This is a genomic window from uncultured Campylobacter sp. (assembly GCF_938018145.1).
GTDB lineage: Bacteria > Campylobacterota > Campylobacteria > Campylobacterales > Campylobacteraceae > Campylobacter_A.
The window spans coordinates 1-1,924 of the sequence record NZ_CALIII010000321.1 but is presented as its reverse complement, the minus strand read 5'-3'; the positions used below and the strand labels follow the sequence as shown (position 1 = coordinate 1,924).

Annotated in this window: 3 protein-coding genes; 1 reads left to right on the top strand and 2 read right to left on the bottom strand. The window is 50.2% G+C overall.

The window, feature by feature from the left end:
- A partial coding sequence (locus tag Q0338_RS07495; RefSeq protein ID WP_298086208.1) for a DNA polymerase occupies nt 1-438 on the top strand: 438 nt, incomplete at its 5' end.
- A 282-nt stretch (nt 439-720) separates the two neighbouring features.
- Here the strand turns inward: Q0338_RS07495 and Q0338_RS07490 are convergent.
- Both Q0338_RS07490 and Q0338_RS07485 read right to left on the bottom strand, forming a co-directional pair.
- Nucleotides 721-1,350: an arylesterase gene (locus Q0338_RS07490; protein WP_298086207.1), complete on the bottom strand. Its 630-nt coding sequence runs from the start codon at nt 1,348-1,350 to the stop codon at nt 721-723.
- Between the two features lie 271 nt (nt 1,351-1,621).
- On the bottom strand, nt 1,622-1,924 hold a 303-nt coding region (locus tag Q0338_RS07485; RefSeq protein WP_298086206.1), incomplete at its 5' end, for a fumarate hydratase C-terminal domain-containing protein.

The following is a 1,924-nucleotide window of genomic DNA, read 5'->3' as shown; positions in this document are numbered from 1 at the left end:
ACGCGCGCCGAGGCAAAGGAGTATATCGAGCGCTATTTTAAAGCTTTCCCTACGATAAAAGGCTTTTTAGAAGGGATAAAAACCGCCGCGAAAAACGAGGGCTTCGTGCGCACGCTGCTGGGTAGAAAGCGGCTGTTTGACTTTACTACCGCGACGCCGATGCAAACGGCGATGTACGAGCGCGAGGCGGTAAATACGATATTTCAGGGCTCGGCTGCTGATATCATCAAGATGGCGATGGTAAAAATCCGTCCGCTTTTAAGCCCGCGCGCTAGAATGCTTTTGCAGATACACGACGAGCTGATCTTTGAGGTGCAGGACGGCTACGCTGAGGAGTTTGGCGCAGCAGCGCAAAAGATAATGCAAGAAATTTATAAACTAAACGTACCGCTAAAAACGAGCCTAAATGTGGCGAAGGATTGGGGCGAACTTAAGTAAAACGGCAAATTTGAGCGTTTAGTCGGAATCAAATTTGCCGGCTAAGCTTATGGGGTGTAACGACGATAAAATTTAGATTAAATTTGCTAATCGGTAAAGGCGGTTGCAAGCGGCAAGATGTGCGACTACGGCGTTTTTGGCGCACTAGGTTTAAATTTGCCCCACTTTTATTTTTGGCGTCTGGTTTTTAGCTTGACTAGCTATTGCGGCCGAACAAAAGCGTGCGCGGCAAAATAAATTTTACATTTTTAATTAGCCTTGTTGTTTGCGGCTTGGTAAAATTCAGCGCAAAAATCCCTGCTTGCGTAGAAATTTTTCTAGACTTGCGGTAAATTCCGCGTAGCCTGCAGCGTTTGGGTGGATCTGATCGGACATCAGGCGGCTTTGTTTCATCACGTCGCCCCAGGCGTCAGAGAGCAAAGGCACGCGGTATTCCTTCGCCAGCTCCTCGTACAGCTCGTGATCGCTAAATATCCCAAGAGCCGCGCCCAAAGTTAGCTTAGGAACGCCGATGAGCACCGCGCGGCTGCCGCTTTCTTTTACTGTACGCAAGATGGCGGCGATATTGGCGCGCGTGGCGGAGCTAGGCTGTCTACGCAAAAAGTCGTTGCCGCCGATGCTAACTATCACGAGCGTTGGTTTATATTCTCGCAAAAGTGCTGGCAAACGCGCCAAAGCCTGCGCGCTAGTATCGCCAGAAACTCCCGCATTTATCACTTGCCAGCCGCTTGAGCGCGCTAAATTTGCCGGCCACGCTCTCTGCTCGCTAGCGCCCACTCCCTGCGTGATCGAGTCGCCTAGAGCCACCACGACGCTGCCGGCCGGTAGCGGGCGTTCTTTGCCCTTGCCGCCGCAAGCCGCGATAGATAGCGCAACGAGCGCGGTAAACAGTATCGCGTAAAATTTTCTCATAAAAGCTCCGTTAAGTGCCTATTTTGATTTATAAATAAAAACCGTGCCGCGATAAATTTAATCGCCGTGTGGGGAAACTTGCTCAAATTTATAAATTTGCGTAAATTTAAGATCGTGCTAAAATTTGCACTAAATTTTAAAATTTAGCGCAAATTCTAAAGCAAATTTCATGCGCACCGTCGCAACTTTTGCCACCCGCCTGCAATACGCCCAAAGCCACTAAAATTTAGCGACCGAGGGCAAAATTTAAAAATCAAAGCCCCAAATTTAGCTACTTTATGAACCCGACCTGCGGTAAAATTTCAGCTAGCGCCGCGTCCTTTTTCTCGTTAAATTTGACCTTGTTCTGCTCAAAAAGATTATTTCCGTGCGCGTCTATGGAGACGATGAGCGGGCCAAACTCCTTCACGCGGCACTTCCACAGCGTCTCTGGCATCCCAAGCTCCGTCCAGTCGGCACTCTCGATCTCCTCGACCTGCGTAGCCGCCACCACCGCGCAGCCCGCGGGAAATACGCAGTGTATCGCGCCAAACTCCTTGCAGCCGCTCATCGTGCCCTCGCCCATGCCGCCTTT